Raw genomic sequence first — 22,901 nt, 5'->3', positions numbered from 1 at the left:
ATTTTAAAAATGTATTGTAAAAAAATTTGTTATATCTGAAGAAATTAACTATAATAGTAACGGGAGAAAATTTGGTTAGGAGGGATATAATGGATTTAAAAAATACAGAAGGATTAGAAACTAAGGAAGCCACCACAGTAGCACAATCTAAAGAAAATAAAAATCTAATGACGGAGGGAAGTATTCTTAAAACGATACTAGTATTTTCAATTCCGTTGATACTTGGAAATCTGCTTCAGCAGATGTACAACACAGTCGATTCTATAATCGTTGGTAACTATGTAGGAAAGAATGCACTAGCAGCAGTAGGATCGAGTTCGCCTTTGATATTCTTGTTAATTGCATTTGGACAAGGTATATCAGTAGGTTCAGGGGTAATAGTTTCTCAAGCTATAGGTGCAAATAATAAAAAAGATATTCAGTTATCAGTTCATACATCTTTAGCGATATCAGTTATTTTAGGTGTTATATTATCTATTTTAGGATTTATTTTCACACCACAGTTATTAAAAATGATGAATACTCCAGCAGAAGTTATGGTAGAGTCAGTAAAATATTTGAGATTGTATTCAATAGGACTTGTATTTAATATTATTTACAATATGGAAGCTGGTATTTTAAATTCAGTAGGTAATTCAAAGCGTTCATTATTATACTTAGGAATAGCTTCATCAATAAATATCGTATTAGATTTAATTTTTATAAGAGGTTTAGGTTGGGGAGTAGAAGGAGCTGCAATAGCTACAAATATCAGCCAGGCAATAGCTTTTATAATAACATTAGTATATTTAATGAGAGTAAATGCAAACTATAAGGTAACTCTTTCAAAAATAAAAATGCACAAAAGTGTTGCAAAAAGACTGATAAAAGTAGGACTTCCAACAGGGATACAAAATATGATGATATCACTTTCAAATGTGTTAATTCAGTCTAGTATAAATGTGTTTGGACCTATTGCAATGGCGGGATTTAGTGCATATTTAAAAATAGATGGATTCAATATATTGCCTGTTTTAAGTTTCAGTATGGCAAGTACTACATTTACAGGTCAAAACTACGGTGCAGGAAAAATGGATCGTGTAAAAAAAGGAATGTGGCTCACATTAGTAATGTCGATAATTTATACTATATTAACGGGTGTATTATTGTTGGAGTTTGATAATCAAGTTATACGGTTATTCTCACAAGAAAAGGATGTAATAGAAGCAGGAGTAAGAGCTATGAAATATTTCTGCCCATTCTATATGTTCTTAGGAATACTACATTCACTAGCAGGAACAGTAAGAGGTTTAGGAAAAACTGTTCCGCCGATGATAATTATATTTATATCATTATGTCTGTTTAGGGTTATTTGTATATTATATGTAATACCAATGACTAGTATAGATTATGTATATGTACTTTATCCAATATCTTGGTTAATAGGTGCTATATTAATGGTAGCTTACTTTATAAAATCAAAACCATTTAGGAAGAAAAACACAATATAAATTTGCTACTAAAAAAGAGTGAATAAATCAAAATTTATACGTTAATAACTCTCGGGGATTGAAGTCATAGACAAACTCCTCTCCAGGCAATCAAGTTGCATTGTCGAGTTCGTTTTGTCTATGGCCTTCAATCTACCAAGTTAGCTATTATCCCTATAAATTTTGATTTTATCCACTTTTTTAGTTAGTAAATTTTAATTTATTATTGATTTTAAGTATTTTTTAAGTATCTTACTCAAATAATCTTTTCCTACAGAAACATCTCCACTGTTAAGCACTTCAAGGAAAGCCGGATCTTCTATTAGCATCTCACTTATAAATCCTAACAGTTTCCTATTCATATTAAGGTGTTCATCATCAGGAAGAAGCATCGTAATTATACAACTAATCCCTTTAAAATACTCATTTTCAAAAGTTTCACTATCAGAAATACAAACCGACATTCTAATATGTTTAGTACCAGATGTTTTTGTGTGGAATAGAGCAAAGCCCATTTCAGGGAATACCTGAGTAGCTATTTTTTCTCTAGCAACTATATCTGATAGTATTATTTCTGAATTATCATCAGAGTCAATTAATTTATCTCTTAAAACATCTAAATATTTCTCAAAATTTATATCTCTATAAATAGATATTATATTGAAGTTTTCTAAAATCATCTTCATTTGCGCAGTTAGGTTGTGAATTAAATCTAATTGATTGTAAAAGTCTAACCTATCTTCTGATTTATCAGGAGTGATTTCATATCTTCTTATATTTGCATCTATATTTTTTATATCTGAATCAGTTATCAATGGATTTATGAAAATAATATCGGCTCCATCAGGGACTTCCATATTTATATTTGATACAAAGAAATCTGTTTTTCTTATTGTATTTGAATCAAGATCTCCCTTTCCGTATGTTTCTATTGATATTCTATTTCCAAATACTTTTTCTAACTTTGTTTTTATAAATCTTGAAATACCTATACCACTTGCACAAACTACACCGACATAAACAGTTCTTTTAGATAGATTATTCTGTTCAAGTCTTACAACTGCAGCTCCAAAGTGAACAGCCAAGAATCCTGTTTCAGATTCTGGAACTTTTAAATTTAATTTTTCTTCTAGCATAGCGGTTACTTTTTTACATTTTTTAAATATGTCTGGATAGTCGCTTTTAATTTGGTCTAGTAGAGGGTTTCTTATAGCTAAACCATTTGTCAATCTAACTAATGTTGGCTGCATATGTGCTATAAGTCCGTCTATAAACGCGTCATCTTGCTCAAGAATGTATGAAATATCTGGATCGTATGCCTCAATCATTTCATAAACAAGAGAAATTAGAGTATTATTTCTTTTAGAGTTTTTAGAATTAGAAGTATTTTGCATTTTAGATGCTCTAATATGAAGGCATATATATGTAACCTCTATTTCTGGTATTTCTATGTCAAATTCTTTTTCAAGAGAAGATGCGATTATTACAGCAAGAGAGTAATCTCTATCGTGCTCGATATCTTCATCTAGTCTACTATCTGGCTCAATTATCTCATTGTGCATTATTCTATTGATTGCAATAGTTATGTGAATTACAAGCCCAGCATAAGAGCTGTCTGTAAGGTTTGCAATCTGTTCATTGTTTAAATTTATTAAGCAAGAGATAACCCTCTTCATAATATCTGTGTCGAGCAAACTATATATATTTTTGCTGCTCTTGTTTTCTATTAATTTGATTAAATTGCTCTCTCTCATGCTGTTTTTATCATTTTGAGTTAGTTTGTATGATGATGTGTACTCATCTATGAAAGCGGTTAATGCTTTTCTATACGCTTTTTCTTTACCTTCAAGGTAAATTCCAAATCCTTGTTTTCTAACTAACGATAACTTAAACTTATCAAACCACTTTGCAACCTCATCAAGGTCATTGCTGACAGTTGCCTCACTTACACCTAACATATTTGCATAGTAGAATAGTTTTTGTGACTCGCTTTCTTTTAATAATTCTAGTATTAGTTTTTTAATACGTTCATCCTTGTTTGAAACGTCTAAAGTATCATCAGCCATAAGTAGGGCAGTTAATTTTTCTTTGTCAGACTTATCACCTTCAATCCAAACACCAGTGCCAGCTTTAGATTGGAATGATAAATTGTATTTTTTTAACGATGATTCTATATATTCAAGCTCCCTTTGTACAGTTCTCTTGCTGACACCAACTGAATCGGCGAGATATTTAACTGAAACGGGAGAGTCTTGCATTAGTAGATTTAAGGTAATTTGTCCAAGTCTTGGAGAAAAATCAGAAATCATAAGCAATCAATCCTTTCTTTTAAATATTGTAAATTATTTATTTGTTATAATAAAAATTAGGCTTACTTTTATTTAGTCATTGTTTTTAATTTTTTCTATTATAGCTTTATACATATTTGAATCCATGAAATTTTCAACTTCTATTATTGTAGCATATTCGTTGTAATCCCTAGCTTTTGTAGATATTATCTTTTGGCATATTAGTAAATCTGCATCTTCTGGAATTTCATCAACAGGAGATGATGAAACAGAGATACCACCTAATCCGTTTTCAATCAGTATCTTTTTAAACATAGATGCAGCCATTACACTAGATCCTATTCCCGCATCGCATACAAAGACTATATCTTCAACATATCCAAAATCTGGCAAATTAAATAGTGGCTCACTAGTAGTTTCAATACGTTCAGATGTATTATCATCAGATTCTATTTCTTTGGATTTATGTGCATCAAATTCTAATATTAAGCAAGCTGATATGCAACTAACTACAGCAGAAGTAGCTATTCCAAGTAAGATTGCAAGCCAATCAGAAGGCGAACACATCAAGAAAATAGTAATTATTGATCCTGGAGAAATAGCTCCTCTTGCACCTACATGAAGTAGGTAAAATACCAAGTTTCCAGATATTGCCCCTAAAATCAAGGCTATTAGTAGCTTTAAGTTTGACAATATTATAGGGAAGTAGATTTCATGTATTCCACCTATTGCTTGTACTGTCATACAAGACGCAAAGTATTTTCTTCTATCCTTATTTAAAATATAAAGGGCTAAAAGAATTCCAAGACCAGGGCCAGGATTTGTTTCTAATAAGAAGAATACAGATTTTCCAAACTTAGTAGCATTTTCAACACCTGCAGGTATTAGGAACCCATGATTTATACTATTATTTAATGAAAAAACTTTAAGTGTTTCTATAATCGAAGTTGTTATAGGAAGTGTTTTTACATCAGTTAAATATTCAATTAAATTTGCAAAAAACAAATCTATATATGAAAAAATAGGTGCGAACACAAAATATGTAAGCGAAACTGTTATAACACCAACAGCACCGAAAAATATATTCTTGCTTATCATTTCAAAGCCAGTAAACTTATCAAATTTAATCTTTTCTTTTAAAAATCTACATAAGACTCCACACAATGTCCCCATAAATATAGATGCGATAAAAGACGTATATGCAGAAAAAATAGATATAGAAAGTCCGCACACAGCTCCAGTAAATGCACCTGAATCACCACCGATTTTTTTACCTGAATAGTAGGCTAAAATAGTAGGAAGTAGATAACTATAACAAGACTGGCTTACTAGTGCCATTTTTTCATTTGGAAAGAGTCCAGAGTTTGAAAAGGCTAGCGAAATAAATCCAAGCATTATAAACAATGGAAGATTTGCAGCGATTATACTACTATAAAATTTAACTCCCTTAGAGAGAAGTCTTTTTAAATTATTACTCTCGTTCAATAAATTCACATCCTTTAGCTTTAATTTATAAATCTATTAAGTTTAATCAATTATCTTTCTTCTATAATTATACCAATAAAAGTAATTTACTTGCTTAAAAGTATATCATTAAATTTGGCACTTATCCATAGTGCCAAATAAGGACTTTGTTTGAATTGAAAATGTTATCCTCGTGGAATTATAATATAGACATAGAGATAAGGGAAACAAAAAAATAAAATAAAAAATAAAGAAAACGGAAACTTAGACTAAATATAAAATTAATGGAGGAAATAAAAATGTTATTTGGATTTGGAAAAAAGAAAAAAGCAGAGCAGGAAGCTAAAGATATAAAAAAAGAAGTTGTTGAAAAGAAACCATTATTAATGAAGGAAAACATAGTGCTAAACTGTGAAAGAATGGAAAAAAACGACACGATAAGAAAAGTTGGTCAGATACTTGTAGATTCTGGATATGTCAAAGAAGACTACATAGAAGGGATGATAGCAAGAGAGCTTACTTTCTCAACTAATATGGGGAACTGTATAGCACTTCCTCATGGAACAAACAATGTTAAGAAAGAAGTTTTAGCATCTGGGATAGCAGTTCTTACATTCCCAGAAGGAACAGACTGGGGTGGAGAAGATGTTAAGTTAGTAATTGGTATAGCTGGTGTTGGAGATGAACACTTAGAGATACTAGCAAATATAGCTACTAAATTAGTAAGCATGGAAGAAGTTGACAAATTAGTTAACGGAAACAGTGTGGATCTAATATACGATACATTTATGAAGGAGGACTAATCGATGATAGTTACAGTTACAATGAATCCAGCGATAGATAAAACTGTCGACATTGGAAAATTTGAACATGGTGGGCTTAATAGAATAAAAAATGTTGAAATCGATGCTGGTGGAAAAGGAATAAATGTTTCAAAAACAATAAAAGAGCTTGGTGGAGAAACAATAGCAACAGGGTTTATAGGTGGTACTACAGGTCAGTTAATAGAAAACGTACTTAATGAAATGGGTATAAAAAACGACTTTGTAAAAATAGAAAGCCCAACTAGAACAAATACAAAACTAGTTGAAGAAGGTGGAATAGTTACAGAGTTAAATGAGCCTGGACCAGTTATAACAGACGAGGCTATGAAAGAGCTTTTAACTAAGTTAGAAGGATATGCATCTGAAGAAACTTTATTCGTACTTGCGGGAAGTGTTCCAGCTAGTGTTGATAAAGGAATATATGGAAAAATAGCAGATGCAGTTCACAAAAAAGGTGCAAAAGCGTTTATAGACGCTGATGGAGAATTATTTGTAAAATCTCTGGATTCTAAACCAGATTATATAAAACCTAATAATGTAGAACTTGCAGAATTCTTCGGTGTAGAAGGAGATATAACAGTTGAAGATACTGTAGGTATGGCTGAAAAGTTAATGGCTAGAGGAATTGAGCATATAGCTGTATCTATGGGAAAAGATGGTGCAGTATTTGTATCTAATGAAGAAAAATTCAAATGCAAGGGATTAAAGGTTAAAGCACATTCTACAGTAGGTGCTGGAGATGCAATGGTTGCAGCTATTTCTTATGGAGTAGAGAAGGGACTTTCTTATAGAGAAGCAGCAAAACTAGGTGTTGCAACTTCTACAGGTGCCGTTACTACTATAGGAACAAAACCACCTACAAGAGAAGTTGTAGATGAACTTTTAGTACAGGTTGAATGTGAAGAAATATAGCATATTAATAATAAAAAATTATAGATAGACAATTAGGAGGAATTTAAAAATGAAAACAAGAGCAGTACGTATGTATGGAAAAGAAGATTTAAGATTAGAAGAGTTTGAATTACCTAAAATAAAAGACGATGAAATATTAGTTAAAGTGATGAGTGACAGTATATGTATGTCTACATATAAATTAGTTGAACAGGGTAAAAAACATAAAAGAGCTCCTCAGAATATAGATACAAACCCGGTAATAGTTGGACATGAATTTGCAGGGGTTATAGTTGAAGTTGGTGAAAAATGGAAAGATCAGTTTAAACCAGGTCAGAAATTTGCTCAGCAGCCAGCATTAAACTACAAAGGAAGATTAGATTCTCCAGGATATTCTTATGAATTCTGTGGTGGAGCTTGTACTTACTGCATAATGCCACACGAAGTTATGGAACTTGGATGCCTTCTTAACTACGATGGAGATTCATTCTTTGAAGCATCATTAGGAGAACCAATGAGCTGTATAATAGGTGGATACCATGCAAATTACCACACAAATAAGAAAAACTACAACCACGCTATGGGTACAAAAGTAGACGGTAATATATTAATAATGGGTGGATGTGGTCCAATGGGACTTGGTGCAGTTAGCTACGGACTACAGTTTGAAAATAAACCTAAAAAAATAGTAGTTACTGATATAAGTGACGATAGAATAGCAAGAGCAAAATCAGTTATACCTGAGGAAAAAGGTGCAGAAAAAGGAATAGAATTAAAATATGTAAACACTGCTAAAATGGAAGATCCAATAAAAGAATTAATGGATTTAACTGATGGACATGGATTTGATGATGTATTCGTATATGTTCCAATAAAAGAAGTTGCAGAAATGGGAGATAAATTATTAGCATTTGACGGATGTATGAACTTCTTCGCTGGACCAACAAACAACCAGTTCAGTGCTGAAATAAACTTATACAACTGCCACTACACAAGTACTCATATATTAGGTACAACAGGTGGAAACAATGACGACCTTATAGAAGCTAATGACTTAGCAGCTAAAGGTTTAATAGAACCAGCAGTTATGGTTACTCATGTAGGTGGAATAGATAGTATAGCAGATGCTACTCTTAACTTACCAAACATACCAGGTGGTAAAAAACTTACTTATACTCAGATAGACATGCCTCTTACTGCAATAGATGATTTTGAAGAATTAGGAAAAACTGATCCACTATTTGCTAAACTTGATGCAAGTTGTAAAGCTCATAGAGGGTTATGGAATGCAGAAGCAGAAAAAATATTATTTGATCACTTTGGTGTAGAATATTAAGCCTCTATTCAAATTTTTATAAATAGACTGTGAGTTTTGTTGTTTTGTTCATAGTCAAAATTCTATCTAAATGATGCCGCTTCGAAAAAAGTTTTTGAGGCGGCATTTCTTGTTGATGAAAATAATATGAATTATGTTATACTTTATATTAAGTGGAATTATAATAATTTTTATTTTTTTTATTTTATAAGGAGAAGAAAAATGATAATAACAGTATCTTTTAATCCTGCTATTGACCAGACAATTGATGTCAAAAATTACGAGTATGCAGGAATGAACAGAATTGAGCATTTTGAAGTAGATGCGGGTGGAAAAGGAATTAACGTAGCTAAAAACTTAAAGATTTTAGGGGAGGAGCCCATAGCTCTCGGATTTATTGGAGGTAGAACTGGTCATACGTTTAAAGAGATGATTAGTAATCTACAGATAAGAAATGATTTTACTTATATCTATGGAGAAACTAGAATTAATACTAAAATTATAGAGGAAAATGGAAAGATAACTGAGTTTAATGCAGTTGGTCCAGAAATTTTACAAGATCGTATTAATGAGCTTATGATAAAAATAGATGGATACGCTACAGAAAATACATTATTTGTGATTTCTGGAAAGGTTCCTCCAGGAGTAGATGCAAATGTGTTTAAGAATATTATCAAATTAGCTCATAATAGAGGTTCTAAGGTGGCAGTAGACTCAGCAGGTGCATTATTTGCTAAAGCTGTTGAAGAAAAGCCAGAGATTATAAAAGTGAAGCTTAAAGACATAGAGAGAGTTTATAAAAAAGAAAATATGAACGACGAAGAAATAGTAGAAGTAGCAAAAAAATACATAAACGACGGAATAAAATATGCTGCTATATCTATGGGTGAAAGAGGAGCAATTTTTGCAAATAGAGATGAAGTTTTCAAATGCAACTTTGCAAAAGTTAAGACTCATTCCACAGTAGGTGCTAGTGATGCACTTTTAGCAGGACTAGTTTATGGTATAGAAAATAGATTAGAGTTTGAAAAAACTGCTAAATTAGCTACTGCTATGTCTGTTGGTGCTGTTATGACAATAGGTACAAAACCATCATCAAAAGAGATGATAGAAAAATTATATGGAGATATAAAAGTTACAAAATTTTAAATTTACTATTGACAGTGAAGTTTTTAGATGATAAAGTTTAATCATCAACTTAATATTATCATTAAATGATAGAGGCGCGGTACTTATCAGTACATAATAACTTAAGCAGGGCAGCTGTTATTATCGAAAGGAAATACCGCCGAAGTTCAGATTTTGCACCGAAATCTGTTCTGGGGTATCGTAGAATATGCGATACACTGTCACATCGAGTGGAGCGCTATCTTGGTTAAATAAAAGGACTTTCCTTTTTAGATTGTAAATACAGCCATAAATGCTATATTCTTTGTGATATATCATTTGTGGTTTTTTTATTGTTTTAAAAGGGGAGGATTTATAAATGAGAAATTCGAAAAAATTATTTAGAATCATGACGATGTGTCTTATGATTGTCATGATGATGTCAGTAACAGTATTTGCGGAAGGAGAAGCAACTGAGTATGTACCAAAATTATACTCTACAGTTTGGGCACTTGTTCCGCCAGTAGTTGCAATAACACTAGCACTTATAACAAAAGAAGTTTATAGTTCATTATTCGTAGGTATAGCAGTTGGTGGTATATTCTACGGAGGTGGAAATTTTGAAAGAACAATAACACATGTATTAAACGACGGACTTATAGGAGTTCTTTCAGATCCATACAATGTTGGTATATTAATATTCCTAGTTATATTAGGGGCTATGGTAAGTTTAATGAACAGAGCAGGTGGTTCTGCTGCATTTGGTAGATGGGCAGGACAGCATATAAAAACAAGAGTTGGTGCTCAGATAACTACTATAATATTAGGATGTTTAATATTCATAGATGACTACTTCAACTGTTTAACAGTAGGTAGTGTTATGAGACCTATAACAGATAAACACAATGTATCTAGAGCTAAATTAGCTTACTTAATAGATTCAACTGCCGCTCCAATATGTATAATCGCACCAATATCATCTTGGGCAGCTGCAGTAACTGGATTTGTTCCTGGTGAAGATGGTCTTTCAGTATTCGTTCAGGCGATACCATTTAACTTCTATGCATTATTTACAATATTAATGATGTTAGGTTTAGTTCTTTTAAAAGTGGACTATGGCCCAATGAAATTACACGAAGATAATGCTAAAAAAGGAGACATATTCACAACAGGAGCAAGACCATATGCTTACAATGAAGATGATGGTAAAAAAGAAAATACTAAAGGTCATGTTTTAGATCTTCTTATACCAATATTCTCTCTTATAGTATTCTGTGTAATCGGTATGATATACACAGGAGGATTCTTCTCAGGAGAAAGTATAGTAACAGCATTCTCAAATGCAGATGCTTCAGTTGGTCTAGCACTAGGAAGTTTCTTCGCACTAGTTGTTACAATATTACTTTATGTACTTAGAAAAGCTCTTACATTTAAAGAATGTATGGATTGTATACCAGAAGGATTTAAATCAATGGTTCCAGCAATAATGATATTAACATTTGCTTGGGCTTTAAAAGCTATGACAGATAGTTTAGGAGCAGCTCCATTTGTTGAAGGAATAATGAAAGGTAATGCAGAAGCTCTAATGAACTTCTTACCAGCAGTTATATTCTTAGTTGGATGTTTCTTAGCATTTGCTACAGGTACATCTTGGGGAACATTTGGTATACTTATACCAATAGTTGTTGGTGTATTTGCTAATGACCATCAGATGATGATAATAGCTATATCAGCTTGTATGGCTGGGGCTGTATGTGGAGACCATTGTTCACCAATATCAGATACTACAATAATGGCATCTGCTGGATCTCAGAGTGACCATGTTAACCACGTTTCAACTCAGTTACCATATGCTATGACAGTAGCTGCAATATCTTGTATAACTTATGTAATAGCAGGATTTACAAAATCAGCAGTTATATCATTAGGATTTGGAGTTATAGCAGTTTTAGGAACATTAGCATTTATAAGAAGTAGAGAAAAAGCTAATGGAACTTATGTAGAATAAAACCACGATTAGATATACGATTGAATTCAGATAAGATTAAAGTTGATGAGAGTTTGATTGTTAATAAGCTTGTTGCAATTTTTTAATTGATTTATTGATTAAGAAATTTAAAAATAAATGATTCACTAACCAAAAGGAACCGATAGAACTGGGAACTCTATCGGTTCTTTTTATGTATATTTATAGTATGAGGGTTGTCATTCTTCTTTAAATATATCATTCACCTCTCCAGGCTTCAGATACGGCAATTTTGCCTCCGCCTGCAGATTGTCGAGGGGATACGATATATTTAAAAGAAGAAATAGACAACCCTTATATTATAAATATACATAAATAAGAACCTTCAAACGTTTTTAATATAGCTACGGCGAATACCTCCGCTTGGAGATTGGAGAGGTGGATAAATATAAATATTTTCGTTTAAAATGAGTAATTGTATTTTTATTGGGAATATATATATTAAAAAGGGGATAGTGTAATGAAAAGAAAAGTTAAGACTACAGTAAAAGGATTTAGAGCTATAGATGGCGCAGGGGTGAGTTTGGTAAGAGTATTAGGAAGGGATACTGTTGATGAGTTTGATCCGATATTGATGTTGGATTCGTTTGATAGTATAAATCCGGAAGATTATATAGCAGGTTTTCCAATGCACCCACATAGAGGTATTGAAACTATAAGTTATGTATCTAGTGGAAAGATGATGCATAGAGATAGTTTAGGTAATGAAGATACAGTGTCTAGTGGAGAAGTTCAATGGATGAACTCAGGTTCTGGTATACTTCATGAGGAGCGAATTCCAGAAGTAGATAGGCTTTTAGGAGTGCAGCTTTGGTTGAATTTACCTAAAGACGATAAAATGAGCAAACCAAGTTATAACAGTATAAAAAAAGAAGACATAAAAGAGGTTGAGATAGATGGTGGAAAGATAAGACTTTTAGCTGGAGATTACAAAGATGTAAGTGGCTATAGAGGAAAACACCTACCTTTAAATTACTACGATATACATTTAGATGAAGGTGCTGAAATAATTTTAAATATGGATGCAAATGAATCTGTGATGTTATTTACACTTCTAGGAGATGTGTATGTAGAAGGTGAGTTTGTTGAAGAAAAAACAGCTGTTAAATTGACAGAAGGAAGTAGCCTTTCTATAAAAAATGAAGATAAAAAAGCACAAGTTCTTTATATAAGTTCAAAGGCTTTAAATGAACCTATATCTTGGGCTGGACCTATAGTTATGAATTCTAAAGAAGAAATTAAAGAAGCTTTAGATGAGCTAAATAAGGGTATATTTATAAAAGAAAAGTTAGAATATTAATTAAAAAATAGAATAAAGATAAAGAAAGAATAGAATAAAAATAAAAAAGGAGAGATCGTTATGATAAGAATAGAATATCAAGCAGATAAAAAGAGAGCAGTTGCTTTAGATACAGATAGAGAAGATAAGAGAGCAGGAAAGATAAAATATGTTGAGCAGGACGGAAATTGGGTAGTGAATAGTACTTTTGTTCGTCCAGATTATAAAGGTCAGGGAATAGCAGGTCTTTTATTAGCTGAAATAGTTAAGCAAGCTAGGGAAAAAGGTGTTAAAATAGTACCTGAGTGCTCTTATGTTGAGCATACTTTTGAGAAAAGAGAAGAATATGCCGATGTTTGGGCAAAATAAGTATTTGAGAGGTAAAGTATTATAAATGAAGTTAAATGAATTTAATAAACAGAGAACTGAGGAATTAAATGGGAATTTAAAGGCCGTGGTGTTTGATATGGACGGTCTTATGTTTAATACAGAGTGGCTTATAAAGTATTGTTGGGATGTTACAGGAAAAGAAATGGGATATGATAACTTTGGAGATAATATATACAATACTTTAGGTATGAACTACAACAGAAGAAGAGAGTATTTTTTAGATAAATACGGAAAAGACTTTGATTTTGAAGGTTTTACGGATAGATATAGAGAGGTATCAGCCGATTATTTAGCAAAAAATGGAACTCCGGTTAAGAAGGGGTTAATTAATATTTTAGAGTTTTTAAAAGAGAATGGAATAAAGATGGCTGTTGCTACATCTTCTAGCAGAAAGTATGCTATGTCAAAAATATGCGATGTGGGTATTGAAGGATATTTTGATACGATAATTTGTGGAGATATGGTTACTAAGTCAAAACCAGATCCCCAGATATATAAGATGGCATGTGATGGTTTAAGCGTTGATTATGCAAGTTGTATAGCATTTGAAGATTCTCCAAATGGGATAAGATCAGCATATGCAGCGGGAATGAATCCTATAATGATTCCAGATTTGTTGGCTGATGCACCAGAAGAAGTGGAAGAGATGTTAGTTGCAAAGTTGGAAGATTTAGATGAAGCAGTAGAATTTTTAAAGAATATTTTAGAAAAATAAAAAATAAGCCTCCTAAGACATTGGTCAAAGGAGGCATTTTTTTATTTTTGTTCTTCTTTGTCGTCATTTCCATATAGGAACATAGGTACAGAGTTGAATATATGTTTATCTCCAACTACTAGTAAAGTATCTTCCTCCATAAATTCTATATATGGACCAGGAGAAATTATAAGTTCGTCGTTTCTCTTGATTGCTACTATTGTACCACCAGTATTTTGCCAGAACTTAGTTTTTCCAGCATCCTGACCGATATACTTACATTCTTTAGTAAGCACAAACTGAGCAGGAACAAGAGGATTTATTATCTCTAGTCTGTTTGAATAATCTAAGATTTTATTTATTGTATCTAGAATATTATCTTCGATTTTAGATTTTGCATCTAGAAGATCGTACAAGTCTGACTTATAAGATGAGATATTTGTAAGGTCCTGATATTTTTTAATAAAAGAAGATGCTTTAGCAGATGAAAGTACTATAACACCCTTTCCTTTAATACTTTTGACAACTCCTATGTCTTCAAGTATTTTCACAGAACGTCTAACTGTTTCTGGAGATACATTGTATTTTCCAGCTAGAACAGAACGACCATATAAAATTGAATTTTCTTCTACTTCACCTGTATATATCTTATTTGCTATATCTAGAGCGATTTTCTGATATATCGGCATTGTGTAATTACTATCCATTAAATCACCCACTTTTAAATAATTATAATACTTCTATTTTATAATATTTTAACAAATTTGTCTAGCTATTGGTAACAAATAAAAATGTAACTATGTAAATATTTTAAAATAAAAAAGGCGAAATAATAGAAAATGTAAAAAATTCGTATTAAATCGCCTTCAAAAAATTAATATTTAAATGTTCAATAGTTTAGAGTATATACTATTTTTCAGCAGCAACTACACTCATTTCAACAAGTAGATGTTCTCTAGCAAGTCTAGCTTCAACACAAGCTCTAGCTGGTTCGTGTCCTTCTTCTACCCATGCATCCCAAACAGAGTTCATCTGTTCGAAGTCTTTCATATCTCTTAAGTATATTGTTACAGAAAGGATATGATTTTTATCTGATCCGTAGTTTTCTAATAATTCTTCAACTTTAGCAAGAACACCTTTAGTCTGTTCTATTATATCTCCTTCTCCGCAAGTCTGTCCGCATAGATATATAGTATCTTTGTGTTTCACAACTCTGCTCATTCTTCCAGTGCCTTCAAATCTTTTTATTGACATAATTTCGTCCTCCTTAAAATAATATGCTATAAAATTATAATATATATGTAAAAAATAATCTAGTCCAAGAATAAAAAATAATAAACTAATAAACAAAAAATAATTGAGAAAAATAAATTAAAATTGTATTTAATTGAGAAAAATTATCGTGGAAAACGATGTTTGACAATATTTAGCGCATAAATCTTAAAAGTTTAAAAAATTGTGTAACTTGACATTAAAGAGGGTAAAATATAAACTAATAAAGGAGTTTGATTTTAATATATAGTTTTATTATTTTAAAAGAATAATTTATAATTTTATTTCAAAATAATAAATTATAATATCAAACTAGTTAGATTTGAGATTATTTAAGGGAATTAATATATAATTTTAAAAGGGAGGAAAAGTATGGAATCAAGTAACAGATTAAAAGGTGTATTCTTTATAATACTATCTGCAGCTGGGTTTGCGGGAATGTCTGCTTTTGTAAAATTAGCAGGAGATTTACCAAGTTTTCAGAAAGTATTTTTCAGAAATTTAGTGTCTACAGTAATGGCACTTTATTTAATAATAAAACATAAAGGAAGTTTTACAGGGAAGAAGGAAAATAGAAAGCTTTTACTTATGAGATCACTATTCGGAACTTTAGGAGTGATATTCAACTTCTATGCGATAGACAAGCTTATACTATCAGATGCTAATATGTTAAACAAGATAAGCCCATTCTTAGTGGTTATTTTAAGTGCTATATTCTTAAAAGAAAAAATAAACACAAAACAGATTTCGATGATAATGATTGCATTTGTAGGTGCGTTATTTATAATAAAGCCTACATTTAGCGTGCAAATAGTACCTTATTTAGCTGGTATACTTGGAGCAATTTGTGCAGCATCTGCATACACTTGCCTTAGAGCTATAGGAAACAAAGAAGACTATTACACAATAGTATTCTTCTTCTCAGTATTTTCTATAGTTTCTATACTGCCAATAGTGGTTATGGTTTATGAGCCGATGACATTAATGCAGCTTGTATATATGCTTATGGCTGGTGTATGTGCTAGTATAGGTCAGTTTGGGATAACACTGGCATATAGATTTGCTCCAGCGAAAGAGATTTCTATATTCGATTATACAAATATAATATTCTCAGCAATTTTAAGTATAGTTATATTTGGTGCGTATCCAGATAGATGGAGTATTTTAGGATACTGTATAGTATTTGCTGCTGCGCTTTATATGTTTATGTATAATAGAAAGCTTGATAGAGAAGAAAGAGCAAAACTTGAGAACAAATCTATGAAGTACAGTTAGATTCAATAATAGCTAATGTAGAATTAGCAGAAGAAATTTGCTACAAATAAAATATAAGAATTAATTTTTATAAAAGGGAGATATTCTTAAACAAAAGAAAATCTCCTTTTTTAAAGCATATTTTTAATAAAATTTATAATGCTATTGATAAAATCTATAAAATAAATAGAAATTGTTTATCAATAAATTTTTTTAAAAACCTTAACAAAATTATCACACATGAATTATAATAATAAGAGAAAAGTCAAAAAATTTATAAAATAAAAATATGGGGAGATGGAAAAAATGGGAAAATATAATTTTGACGAATATGTAGAAAGAAGAAATACAAACTGTACAAAATGGGACAATCTAGATAAGACTTTCCCAAGAGCTAAAAAAGATTCTATACCTATGTGGATAGCAGATATGGACTTTGCTGTTGCAGATCCTATAATTGAATCAGTGCATAGAGTAGCTGATAGAAAAGTATTTGGATACAGCACAAGAGAAACAGATGAATTTTATAATGCTGTTTTAGGTTGGTACAAGAGAAGATTCGACTGGGAATTAGACAGAGAATCTATAATGTTCTGTGGAGGAGTAGTTCCTGCAGTAGCACTTTTAATAAGATTATTAACTGAAGAAGGAAATGGTGTAATTATACAGAGACCAGTTTACTACCCATTTACAAATAAGATAAAAGAGAATAATAGAAAAATTGTAAATAACCCTCTTATATACAAAAATGGTAAATACACTATGAACTTTGAAGATTTAGAAGAAAAAGCAGCAGATCCTAATAATAAATTAATGATACTTTGCTCACCTCACAACCCAGTAGGTAGAGTATGGACTGAAGAAGAGCTTAAAAAAGTTGTTGAAATATGTAAAAAACATGATGTGTTTATAATAGCTGACGAAATACACAATGATTTAGTAAGAAAAGGACATAAACACATAAATCTACAGAAATTATGCCCAGAATATAAAGAACATATAGTTACTTGTCTAGCAGCTAGTAAGACATTCAACCTTGCTGGTATGCAGATGTCAAATATAATAATAAACACTCCAGATCTTAGAGAAGCTTGGTTAAAAGAAGTTCCAAAGAGTGGAGCACAGCACAATCCTAACCCATTCTCAATAGAAGCAGTAATCGCTGCATACAATGAAAGTGAAGATTGGTTAGACGAATTAATAGAATACTTAGATTCAAATGCTAAATATGTAGAAGAATTCGTTAAAGAAAACCTTCCAAAAGTTAAAGTAATTCCATTAGAAGGAACATATTTAATGTGGTTAGACTTCAATGAATACGGAATAAGTGCTGACGAATTAGAAACAATAATGCTTGAAGAAGCTGGATTAATATTCGACGAAGGTACAATGTTCGGTGAAGAAGGAAGCGGATTTGAAAGAATAAACATAGCTTGCCCAAGATGTATATTAGAAGAATGTATGAAGAGAATACACGAATCTTTTAAAGATAGATAATTAAGCTTTGGGAAGATATAAATAGGGGATATGTCTTTAATTTTTTAAAAGGCGGAAAATATGGAAACTATAAGAGTAATAAAAAAGCTAAATAGAAATATGAAAATGTTCTTGATTGTAAATCTGATTGAATGTTTTGTTATGGGAGTTTTCAATACATTTGTCGGAATATATCTGAAAGAAATTGGATATGGAGAACATTTTGTAGGATATGTATTATCCATAAATACGTTGGTTATTGCGTTTGGCTCTGTTTTTAGTGCATATCTATTGGAAAAAATAGGTAGAAGATACAGTTTTATGCTAGGATTTTTATTTACTGCAGCTGGTAGTATAGGAATTATCTTTGTTCATAGCAAGATACTGATACTTTTTATGTCTGTTGCTGTAGGGTTTGGTCTTAGTGTAAGAGCGACTGCAGAGGGAATGTTTATAACCGAAAATACTCCTGAGGAAAATAGGGTTGCTGTTTTCAGCCTTAGTTATGTAATCTACAACTTAGGATATGTTTTGGCTACGTTTTTAGGTGGAGTAATTTCATCTTATATGGCTCACGTTGTAGACTCAAAAACAGCAGTTCAGATAATTTTCGTAATATCTACATTTATGTCTTTAATAGCGATAATTCCTATAGCGCTTATGAAAGATCCTAAAAATCATGTTCCTAGAGACATGAAGGGATGTTTTAAGGCTTATAAAAATATAATGAAGAAAAATGTAATAGCATTTATGATTTATTACGGAATTATTGGAGTTGGAGCAGGTCTTGTTGTTCCATTCTTCAGTATATATCTAAAATACAGTATGAATATAAGTGATGCAGTTGTAGGTAGTATTTTATCTATATCCCAGTTTGGATGCATCGTTGGTGGTATGATTATACCATTTTTAGTATCGAGAATGGGAAGAGCCAGAACGGTTATATTCTGCCAGCTTATATCAATACCGTTTCTACTATCAATAATGTTCCCTCAAGGGCTTATAATGCTTACAATAGCTTTCTTTATGAGAAATGGTCTTATGAATATGGCTACACCTGTTATGCAAAATCTTGAGATGGACCTTATTGAAGAGGATGAAAGAACAAACTTAAGTAGCTTGGCTGCAGTTGTTCAAAATCTTAGTAGAGCAATTGGTATTACTGCCGGTGGATTTATAATGGAGCATATTTCATACAATGCGCCATATTTCGTAACTGTTGTACTGTATGTGATAGGAGTACTAATATTTAGAAGTATTTATAAAAGTGATTTAATAGGAAAGAAATAATAAAAGGGACTGTTACAAGATACGTAACAGTCCCTTTCTTTAGGGATATAATTAATTGGTTTTATAGTTAAGTATGTGAGAATACCTACTAACAAGTTTAATGTTTGAATTTTATTCAAATATTTTTAAATATTCTCCGTATCCTTCTTTTTCCATATCTTCTTTAGGTATGAATTTAAGTGATGCAGAGTTTATGCAGTATCTAAGTCCGCCAAGTTCTTCTGGACCGTCATCAAATACGTGTCCTAAGTGAGAGTTTGATACTCTACTTCTTACTTCAGTTCTAAGCATTCCCATAGAGAAGTCAGTTCTTTCTGATAGAGAATTGTTTTCTACAGGTTTAGAGAATGCTGGCCAACCACAACCGCTTTCAAATTTATCTTTAGAAGAGAATAATACTTCTCCACCAATGACATCTACATATATTCCTTCTTCAAAGTTATTGAAGTAGTCATTTTCAAATGGACACTCAGTCATATCATTCTGAGTAACTTCAAACTGAATATCAGTAAGTTTTTCTTTTAACTCATCTCTATCAGGTCTACTTCCATCCCAAAATGCTTTAACAAAATTGTATCTTCCAGAATTTTTGTAGTACATATTATAATGTTTAGGCTGTTTTTTGTAGTAATTCTGATGCTCTGGTTCTGCATTGTAGAATGTAGTAGCATCAATTATTTCAACTGATATAGGTCTATCAAATCTTTTGCTTTCATCTAATTCTTTTTTAGACTGTTCAGCTATTTTTCTCTGTTCTTCATCGTGAACAAATATAGCTGGTCTGTACTGAGGACCTCTGTCGACAAACTGACCATTAGAATCAGTTGGATCTATCTGTTTCCAGAACACATCTAATATGTCAGCATAATCTATTAGAGAATCATCATAAGTTATTTCAATAGCTTCGTAATGTCCTGTAGTTCCGCTGCACACTTCTTTGTATGTAGGGTTTTCTGTTTCACCACCAGTGTATCCAGAAACGACCTCAATTATTCCATCATATTTAGAGAATGGTTTGACCATACACCAAAAACATCCTCCTGCAAATGTAGCTTTTTTTATCATATATTTACACATCCTTTGTAATCGTAATTATTAATATACAAGATAAATTGTAATTTATCTTGAAAACTTTAAAATTATCTTATATAAGATATATTCCCAATGAAAATGTTTTTAAACAGGAAAAATAGAAATTGTTTAAATTTTATCTTCTTTAAATAAAGATGTTTTTATTTTTAATAAATGATATAATATTATTATTGAAATTACAGAAAACTATGAAAAAAGAATAAACTTTTTTAAAATAGTATAAAATTAGAAATTGCAAAAGAAAGAGATGGAAATATGGAAAAATTATACTACACAGATAGATATAAAAAAGAATTTGATGCAAAAGTTGTCGATGTAATAGAAAGAGAAGGAAAATACCTAGTAGAATTAGATCAGACTGCATTTTTCCCAGGTGGTGGCGGACAGTTTTGTGATAGAGGTACGTTAAACGGAATAGAAGTTGTAGATATGCTTGAGGAAAATGGAAAGGTATACCATATAATAGAAGAAAATTTATCTGAAAATCAGGTAAAAGGAGCTATAGACTGGGATAGAAGAGAAGATGGAATGCACCAGCATTTTGGGCAGCATGTTCTTTCTGGATGCTTCTTTACAAAATACAATAGAAACACTTGTGGCTTCCATTTAGGTGAGGATATAAGCACAGTTGATATAGAGGGTGAGTTTACAGATGAGATGCTTTTAGAAGTTGAAAAAATGGCAAATGATGTAATTCGTCAAAATATACATGTCGATATATTTGTTCCTTCAAAAGATGAGCTGGAGGATACATGGACTAGAAGAAAGCTTCCAGATACAGCTGAGGAGATAAGAATTGTTAGAATAGGCGATTTAGATACTAATGCTTGTTGTGGATGCCATCCAGAGTACACAGGAGAACTAAAACTTTTAAAAATAAAAAGAACAGAAAAATGTAGAAATGCTACAAGAGTAGAGTTCTTGGCTGGAAAAAGAGCAGTTGACTATGTATTAAAAAGAGATGCCGTTATGACAAGTCTTTGTAAACATCTTAGCTGCAATGAAGAAAATATAGAAAAATGCGTTAAAAATATTGAAGAAAAATGCGATGAAATTATACATCAGAAAAATATGCTAGAAGATGAGTTATTAGATTATAGAATTAAGGAATTAGTTGAAAAAGCTGAAATAATAGGTGATATAAAACTTATAAAAGCTGTATTTAAAGATAAAGACAGTAGATATTTAAACAAGATGGTCAAGAAAATTACAGAAAATGAAAAAATGGCTGTTATGTTTTTAAATGAAGTCGGAAATAGGATAAATGTTGTATTTGCATACACTGAAGATATAGACGGACCTAGTATGTCTGATATATTGAGAGGTAATATCTCTATTATAGAAGGAAAAGGTGGCGGAAATAGATACTCAGCTCAGGGTGGCGGAGTAAACAACGGTAAAGCAGATGAATTTCTTGAAAAATCTTATAAAATGTTTTTAGCTCATTTTGAGTAGTTTTAATTGGGAAGGTGGAATTTTAAAATGGAAAATTTAACAACTATTATGTATGTATTTTTAGGGTTGGATGTTTTATCAATAGGAATTATGTTCTTATTGAAAAATCTTGGATCAAATAAGCTTGTTTTTAATGCAATAGGGCTATATATGTTTGTTCTATGTGTGCTTTTATTCTCAGTAGTGCCTAGTTCAAATATAGTGTTTAAGCTAGTTTCAGCAGCATTATTTGTTCCAGGTGTAATAGCGTTTGTTATGAAGGATAAGGATTTTGGAAAAGCAAGAATACTTATGACTATAACTATGATATTATCTACAGTAGGACTATTTATGGTTAAATAATTAAATAAAAAGAGTGGTTTACTTACATCATACAAATTTAAACCACTCTTTTTTTATTTTAATTTATTTTAATCATAAATAGTCCTACTTGTATTTATATTTATAGTTATAGGCATAAGTATATCTTTAAGTACAAGACGTAAAATTTTGTAGTTTTGTTTGGTTATTGCAAAGTTAGATCAGTTTTGAGAATACTACAAAGATTATAAGTATAAGTAGTACAGCATAGAATATTTTTATGTATCCGCTTCTTCCTTTGGGAGCGGCGTTTTTTATTTTTTGTTTGCGAGCTTTTGTTTTTTGTTCTTTTTTAGCTTGTTCGAATTCTATTATTTTTCCGTCGTTCGTAGTTTTTTTCTTGCCTTCGTATATGTTTACAGTCATGGATTCGTTTAGTTTTTTATCTCTTTTTTCTCTATCTATAGAATTGAAGTCTATTGTTTTCGAATTTTTGTTATCTTTGTCCATCGGAAACCTCCAAATATTTTTTAGTATTATAAAATACTTTATAACTTATTCAAAAATATATCAAGTATATTTATAGGAAATTGTTGAAAAGTTAAGCAGAAAAAATTTATACAAATTTAATAAAATTCTTATCAAAAAATCGAACAAAAATCTTGAAATCGAACATATGTATGGTATAATAGAATTAACAAAAGGAACAGACGTTCTATAGAAGAACAGAACAATTTTACTAAAAAATGTTTGCAAATATATTAAATTGGGAATATTAACATACATAAAATTTTTTTTGAGGAGAGGATTTTATCATGGAAAGAGAAAGAACATTAAGAGAAATAACTTTTTCAAATTTAGAACACGGAGAAGTTACTTTATACGAGTTAAATGAGATATATGAACAGTTAGGATTTTATTTTGAGGTTAAAAGAGGTCAGTTTAAAGGAATGAAAAAAGAAAGGGTCCATTAACAGCCAAAGTTAGACAATTGAAATAATCGCAAATCTGTGGT

21 protein-coding genes and 1 riboswitch are annotated in these 22,901 nt (G+C 31.2%); of the genes, 15 read left to right on the top strand and 6 right to left on the bottom strand.

From position 1 onward, the window contains the following. Positions 1–89 precede the first annotated feature (89 nt). On the top strand, positions 90–1,490 hold the full coding sequence (locus DWX74_RS05805; protein WP_118549128.1) for an MATE family efflux transporter: 1,401 nt from the start codon (positions 90–92) through the stop codon (positions 1,488–1,490). 194 nt (positions 1,491–1,684) lie between these two features. On the opposite strand, the gene DWX74_RS05800 is transcribed toward DWX74_RS05805, so the two are convergent. Further along, a complete protein-coding gene (locus DWX74_RS05800) occupies positions 1,685–3,778 on the bottom strand; it encodes a BglG family transcription antiterminator (protein WP_118549127.1) in 2,094 nt (697 codons plus the stop codon). 72 nt (positions 3,779–3,850) lie between these two features. Then, positions 3,851–5,242, bottom strand: a complete 1,392-nt coding sequence (locus tag DWX74_RS05795; protein WP_118549126.1) for a PTS mannitol transporter subunit IICB — start codon at positions 5,240–5,242, stop codon at positions 3,851–3,853. Positions 5,243–5,520: 278 nt separating this feature from the next. On the opposite strand from DWX74_RS05795, the gene DWX74_RS05790 reads away from it, so the two are divergent. From DWX74_RS05790 to DWX74_RS05755, 8 genes are all read left to right on the top strand, one after another. After that, on the top strand, positions 5,521–6,024 hold the full coding sequence (locus DWX74_RS05790; RefSeq protein ID WP_286164232.1) for a PTS sugar transporter subunit IIA: 504 nt from the start codon (positions 5,521–5,523) through the stop codon (positions 6,022–6,024). A 3-nt stretch (positions 6,025–6,027) separates the two neighbouring features. Continuing rightward, positions 6,028–6,957, top strand: coding sequence for a 1-phosphofructokinase (gene pfkB, locus DWX74_RS05785; RefSeq protein ID WP_118549124.1), 930 nt, complete (start codon positions 6,028–6,030; stop codon positions 6,955–6,957). A gap of 49 nt (positions 6,958–7,006) precedes the next feature. After that, positions 7,007–8,272 carry a zinc-binding dehydrogenase gene (locus tag DWX74_RS05780; RefSeq protein ID WP_118549123.1) on the top strand — a complete coding sequence of 422 codons (1,266 nt, stop codon included), beginning with the start codon at positions 7,007–7,009 and terminating at the stop codon, positions 8,270–8,272. A gap of 201 nt (positions 8,273–8,473) precedes the next feature. Further along, positions 8,474–9,400: a 1-phosphofructokinase family hexose kinase gene (locus DWX74_RS05775; RefSeq protein ID WP_158573239.1), complete on the top strand. Its 927-nt coding sequence runs from the start codon at positions 8,474–8,476 to the stop codon at positions 9,398–9,400. A gap of 61 nt (positions 9,401–9,461) precedes the next feature. Beyond that, positions 9,462–9,628, top strand: a riboswitch (Lysine riboswitch). A 109-nt stretch (positions 9,629–9,737) separates the two neighbouring features. Further along, complete coding sequence (locus tag DWX74_RS05770) at positions 9,738–11,366, top strand: Na+/H+ antiporter NhaC family protein (RefSeq protein ID WP_118549121.1); 1,629 nt, start codon at positions 9,738–9,740, stop codon at positions 11,364–11,366. Between the two features lie 478 nt (positions 11,367–11,844). Continuing rightward, complete coding sequence (locus DWX74_RS05765; RefSeq protein ID WP_118549120.1) at positions 11,845–12,684, top strand: pirin family protein; 840 nt, start codon at positions 11,845–11,847, stop codon at positions 12,682–12,684. 60 nt (positions 12,685–12,744) lie between these two features. After that, the gene (locus DWX74_RS05760; RefSeq protein WP_118549119.1) at positions 12,745–13,032 is read left to right on the top strand and encodes a GNAT family N-acetyltransferase; all 288 of its coding nucleotides are present in this window, start codon (positions 12,745–12,747) and stop codon (positions 13,030–13,032) included. A gap of 25 nt (positions 13,033–13,057) precedes the next feature. Further along, complete coding sequence (locus DWX74_RS05755) at positions 13,058–13,768, top strand: HAD family hydrolase (RefSeq protein WP_118549118.1); 711 nt, start codon at positions 13,058–13,060, stop codon at positions 13,766–13,768. A 41-nt stretch (positions 13,769–13,809) separates the two neighbouring features. Here the strand turns inward: DWX74_RS05755 and DWX74_RS05750 are convergent, their stop codons facing one another. Both DWX74_RS05750 and DWX74_RS05745 read right to left on the bottom strand, forming a co-directional pair. After that, a complete protein-coding gene (locus DWX74_RS05750) occupies positions 13,810–14,454 on the bottom strand; it encodes a TrkA C-terminal domain-containing protein (RefSeq protein WP_118549117.1) in 645 nt (214 codons plus the stop codon). A 202-nt stretch (positions 14,455–14,656) separates the two neighbouring features. Beyond that, a complete protein-coding gene (locus DWX74_RS05745) occupies positions 14,657–15,001 on the bottom strand; it encodes a RidA family protein (RefSeq protein ID WP_118549116.1) in 345 nt (114 codons plus the stop codon). A 390-nt stretch (positions 15,002–15,391) separates the two neighbouring features. On the opposite strand from DWX74_RS05745, the gene DWX74_RS05740 reads away from it, so the two are divergent. The 3 genes from DWX74_RS05740 to DWX74_RS05730 all read left to right on the top strand — a co-directional run bounded on the left by DWX74_RS05740 (position 15,392) and on the right by DWX74_RS05730 (position 19,039). Next, a complete protein-coding gene (locus tag DWX74_RS05740) occupies positions 15,392–16,294 on the top strand; it encodes a DMT family transporter (protein ID WP_118549115.1) in 903 nt (300 codons plus the stop codon). Positions 16,295–16,579: 285 nt separating this feature from the next. Continuing rightward, a complete protein-coding gene (locus DWX74_RS05735) occupies positions 16,580–17,770 on the top strand; it encodes a MalY/PatB family protein (RefSeq protein ID WP_286164230.1) in 1,191 nt (396 codons plus the stop codon). Between the two features lie 60 nt (positions 17,771–17,830). After that, entirely contained in the window at positions 17,831–19,039 is a 1,209-nt protein-coding gene (locus tag DWX74_RS05730; protein WP_118549113.1) for an MFS transporter, read from the top strand. A gap of 111 nt (positions 19,040–19,150) precedes the next feature. Here DWX74_RS05730 and msrA read toward each other — a convergent pair whose 3' ends face one another. Continuing rightward, positions 19,151–20,104 (bottom strand): peptide-methionine (S)-S-oxide reductase MsrA, encoded by a 954-nt coding sequence (gene msrA / locus DWX74_RS05725; RefSeq protein WP_118549112.1) that lies wholly within the window; start codon positions 20,102–20,104, stop codon positions 19,151–19,153. 282 nt (positions 20,105–20,386) lie between these two features. On the opposite strand from msrA, the gene DWX74_RS05720 reads away from it, so the two are divergent. Beyond that, positions 20,387–21,586, top strand: a complete 1,200-nt coding sequence (locus DWX74_RS05720) for an alanyl-tRNA editing protein (RefSeq protein ID WP_118549111.1) — start codon at positions 20,387–20,389, stop codon at positions 21,584–21,586. Between the two features lie 27 nt (positions 21,587–21,613). Further along, complete coding sequence (locus DWX74_RS05715) at positions 21,614–21,928, top strand: hypothetical protein (RefSeq protein ID WP_118549110.1); 315 nt, start codon at positions 21,614–21,616, stop codon at positions 21,926–21,928. Between the two features lie 174 nt (positions 21,929–22,102). Here the strand turns inward: DWX74_RS05715 and DWX74_RS05710 are convergent, their stop codons facing one another. Then, positions 22,103–22,396, bottom strand: coding sequence for a hypothetical protein (locus DWX74_RS05710; protein WP_118549109.1), 294 nt, complete (start codon positions 22,394–22,396; stop codon positions 22,103–22,105). Between the two features lie 305 nt (positions 22,397–22,701). Between DWX74_RS05710 and DWX74_RS11190 the strand changes: the two genes are divergently transcribed. After that, positions 22,702–22,860 (top strand): hypothetical protein, encoded by a 159-nt coding sequence (locus DWX74_RS11190; protein WP_006440273.1) that lies wholly within the window; start codon positions 22,702–22,704, stop codon positions 22,858–22,860. Positions 22,861–22,901: the final 41 nt, after the last annotated feature.

It is taken from the genome of Peptoclostridium sp. AF21-18 (genome assembly GCF_003478825.1).
Taxonomy (GTDB): domain Bacteria; phylum Bacillota; class Clostridia; order Peptostreptococcales; family Peptostreptococcaceae; genus Peptacetobacter.
The sequence above is the reverse complement of the archived record's forward strand: the minus strand, read 5'-3'. Positions and strand labels throughout refer to the sequence as shown.